The organism is Bartonella sp. ML70XJBT, assembly GCF_028618425.1.
In the GTDB taxonomy this organism is placed as follows: Bacteria; Pseudomonadota; Alphaproteobacteria; order Rhizobiales; family Rhizobiaceae; genus Bartonella.
In genome coordinates this window covers 1-4,557 of record NZ_JAQISX010000051.1, presented here as the reverse complement: position 1 = coordinate 4,557, position 4,557 = coordinate 1, and the positions used below count along the sequence as shown (strand labels likewise).

The following is a 4,557-nucleotide window of genomic DNA, read 5'->3' as shown; positions in this document are numbered from 1 at the left end:
AAGGTTTATGGCAATGCTATAGTGAGTGGGCGTGCCGCGGTTTATGGCTCTGTTTATGGGAATGCGAAAATCTCTGGTTATGTCAAAGTCTGGGGTCGTGCCTATGGTCGAGCAAAAATAGATATACAAAGTAAGATAAAATTGGTTCCTGATAATTATGAGGTCTATAAGAGTGATGAGGTTGTCAAGATTGAGAAATAGAACAAATAACAGGCCTATGAGGCGCCTTCTTTATCGCTATAAACGCATTATAAGATGCATTCCTTAAAACGTATCATAAAAGCGCAAGTGTTTTGATCACTTGATTATTTATATAACAAAATACGTATTTATTGTCAATTATTATTTTATCTTTTTTGATATTTTTTATGATTTTTTTAAATGCATTGTGTGTATATATTTTCATATGCTTATTAATTGCTTCTTTTATATTTATGTGCTTTTAAAGCTATATTATGAGCTTTCTTAAACGATTGCGTTATTTTTTGAATCTATACATTTATAATATTTAAAAACGCTCTGATAATGCGTATTTTTAACTTTATAACGTATCTATTTTTTTACTAAATGAATTTTAAATTTTTTGTGAATTTTGTTTATAAGGCTCTTTAATTTAAACGACCTTAATAGACACCGCGCTCTTATAAAAAATGCATTCATTTGCATTGTGATTATGAAAGCTTGCTGTTTTTATGCATTCTTTATAGCCACCGCATCATTTTTCATTTTCATAAGAGAAATGATAAAGAGGATAATTGTTATTTATAGCTTGTTATGAAATCTCTAAAGAGAGATTGATAACTATAGAGATTAGCAAAATCGCTTTTAATAGACTTTTGTTAGTCTTGTCAGTTTAGTCAGTTGTTTTTAGACCCTAGAGTATTTTTTTAAATGATATAAAAAATTAAAAACATTATATTTCAATATGTTAATTCTTTATTCTTATTCAAAAATACAACTTATTAAAACAACCATAACAAATAAATACAACTGTAAATATATATTTGTCAGTTTGTGTCAGTAAATTGAACCGACAAAAGTAATCATTTTAGTGAGTGATTAAAATGTGCTTTATGAAAAGCGTATGAAAATGAAAACTTATTATGTTATCAAAATCCCTTTAATGAATTTTATCAGTTCACTTAAGTGGATAAACTTATAATTTTAGAGCATGATTAAAACACGTCTAAAAAAACATGTGATCCTTTAAAGCCTTTCAAAAGACAGTTTATAATCATAAGAAATGCTATCAAGATAGTGATGGTTATAGTTTTGATGATTTTGAAGATTTTGAGGGTTCCTTTTATGCCCCCTTATATATTTTTTTCAATCAAAAATAAAAGTTATTATATTTCAATGTGTTAAGATTTATGATTTTTCTAAAAAACAACCCGCATTGATATTGCAACCCATAAATACAACCAATGGTATATTTTTTGTAGGTGTTTTGGGGGTTTTAAAAACAGACAAAACCTATAAGCAAAATGAAGATATAAAACTCTCTTTAAAGAGGTTTTTTGAAAGCTATAAAGCTATCATTTGAGATTACAGTGTAATCTTTTAAAGGCAATCCAAATAAATCTTATCTTATTTAAGAGTGGATTCCTTAAAAGTCTTAAAGCAATCCAAATGACGGTGTTTAAAAGTGCAAATGATTTCTTTTTAGAATAACGTATATAAACACTCCTTTTAAGATTGTATCTAATAAACTTACAAAAGAGGTATAGCTATATTCTATACCCCTTATGAGTTATAAGGTCTTATAAGCTTATTCAGTTTCTATAATTTCTAGTTTTGGTAAGTTCTTAACGATTTTCATTGTCTCTAAACTTACGGTAATAACCCTTTGAAACAACTCTAATGGATAAGCAGGATTACCCATTGTCTCAATAGCATAGCGATTAGCATCATTCACAATGCCACTCTTTTTATCTGTTTTTACACATTGACGCCCCATAACCCATTCAAGAGCGGGCTTGCCATTGACGATATAGTCATAAGCTTCAAGAGGAATGTCTGTTATGATGATATTGCTGTTATAAATAACCGTCGATTTATCCTTTTCCTTGCTATTCTTAATTTTTGCGAATTTCATTTCATTCACGTAATAAAACTTTTCTGGATTAGAAATATCTGTCTGTTTTGGATTTCCTTTTTTAAAGGTCACTGGATAAGGTTCTATGCTTTCATAATTTACATGCAAATGACCGAGTTCACGCCCTGCTGTTACAAATTTCCAAAAATCATCAGCCGTTTTTACGCAAGGGATACGAGGCAATTCTTTAGAGAGGTTATCAGCATAACGAGCACGATAATCTTCCGAGTGTAAAAGACCGTAAACATAATAGAATAGATCATCTTTTGTTATATTCTCATTCGGATAAGCCGCTTTAAAATGGTCTAGCCCTTCATCAGTAATGGCATCACGTCTCTGTAAACCAGCTGCTTTGCTTTCTTCTGTAGAGTTTGTAAATAAATGAGACTGATTATTATCTCTTAAAGCTGTAACATTTTCGTAAATATATCGTGGAAAGCATTGACCTTTATCTACTACATCAAGATTAGGCAAACTTTTTGCCATAAGCACAGAAAAACCTGATTGAGTTCCGGTACCAGTGACTTGTATCACTCTATTTTCAACCGCTTGTCCTATCGGAAATATGCGCGGCATTTGATAAACTCTCTCATTGAAAGTACGATTATAATACAGCCACTGTTGTGTAAAAGGACGATACAAACTTTGTGTAAGGCACGTATCTTCAAGTTCAAAAACTTTTCCTTTTACCAGTTCTTGCTTAACATTATGACTCCAACTGATTTTACTTTCATCAGAATTTACAAAATTGTTTATAGCATTTTTACGTATTTTACGGTCAGCATGTCCATAAGCATTATTAAAACGTTCCACTTCGCTATTATAGAAAGTAATCATATTACTCATGTTTTTTTCTAAAACTTCATAGCTTGAATTATATACCCAAGCATCACGACTTGTTACAACTCCAAGAGAAAACGTTTCAAAGAGCTTTTTAGTATGTTCTCCTTTCTTATAACTCTTATAACCTATGGCTAAAAATGATTTGAATCTATCATCACGTTGATCAAGCCAATCACCGTGCTTGTCTGGTGTAATCATTTGCCAGCTTGATTTATTTGTAATGCCAGAAATACTATCAAAGTATTCTAGAGCTGTAAGTTTTTCTTTTGTTGTGAGATTATTACCAATATCATGATAATAAATTTTGCAAGGTTGGCTATTATCTGGATTACGTACAAAAAGCGTTATCGCTATTCCATTTTGACATCCGGAATCAAAAATATTTTCTCCTTCTTTTGAAAGTTGTTTTGACTTTATATTTTTCCGAATATCACCACGAAGATTAATAATATAAATAGAAGAATATTCGTTCTGTAAGCATTTTCGCATACCATCAGCAAATGCTTTATCTATCCATCCATTTCCAGAAACATAAGCGACAACACCACCTTGTGAATTTAAGCGGTTACTCGCCCAACGAATTGCTCGTATATAGCTATCATATAGATTTCTTTTTAATATTGCTTGAGATCTTGATGCATATGTATCACGAATGCTTCTATCAAGTATTTCATATTCTACATTAGCATTGTTATCATTTTCACTTCTTTGACCAGAAGAATAAGGAGGATTGCCAAAGATAACCTTGATATTTAGATTTTTCTGATGTTCTAAATATTCACTGTTTTCTTTAAATAATTTTTGTAGCAGATTTTTCTCTTCAAGCATCCGAAACGTATCGGTTAAACCAATATGCTTAAAAGGGATATATTCCCCTTTCATAAGACTATGATAAGTCGATTCAATGTTAATGGCTGCTATGTAATAAGCTAAGAGAACAATCTCATTAGCGTGAATATCATGACGGAATTTATATTCCATATCCTCTGGTTTTATGAGATTGGATTGTAAAAGCCTTGTGATAAAGGTACCAGTACCCGTAAAAGGGTCAAGAATAGAAACACCACGTGATCCCAAGCTTTTTCCAAATTCATTGCGTAAAACATCATCAACAGAGTGAATGATAAAATCAACAACCTCAACGGGGGTATAAACAATCCCAAGCCTATCGGTGGTTTTCTTAAATGCCTTGGCAAAAAAATCTTCATAAAGCTTGATAATAAGGTTCTGTCTTGCTTGGGGTTCGGTAATTCCAGAGGCACGGAATTTTACGCTGTTATAAAATTTTTGTAATTCCTTTGACTCTTGCTGGATATTGGTTTTATCCAACTCAGCTAAGATCTTTTCCATGGCTTGCGAGATACTATTGTTCTGGACAAACTTATTGCCTTCAAACAAAGCTTCAAATACGGGACGCGTCACAAGATGTTGTCCTAACATCTCAAGCGCTTCCTCTTGGGTAATACTGTCGTTTAAATTACTCTTTAACTCCTTATGAAAGCTCTCAAAAGCATAATAAGCATCACTGGTTTTATCAGAAAGGATATCTTTAAGACGATTAATGTGGTTTTGAGCAATCTCCGCAACATTGTTCGCCCAGATGCCCCAATAATCCGCAA

The 4,557-nt window shown here is 31.9% G+C and carries 1 protein-coding gene and 1 pseudogene; one reads left to right on the top strand and one right to left on the bottom strand.

All coding sequences use genetic code 11. The annotated features are described in order from the left end of the window. A pseudogene (locus PVV65_RS09105) lies at positions 1-201 on the top strand (hypothetical protein); the annotation flags it as partial. A gap of 1,567 nt (positions 202-1,768) precedes the next feature. Here PVV65_RS09105 and PVV65_RS09100 read toward each other — a convergent pair. Next, on the bottom strand, positions 1,769-4,557 hold a 2,789-nt coding region (locus PVV65_RS09100), incomplete at its 5' end, for a type ISP restriction/modification enzyme (protein ID WP_273789945.1).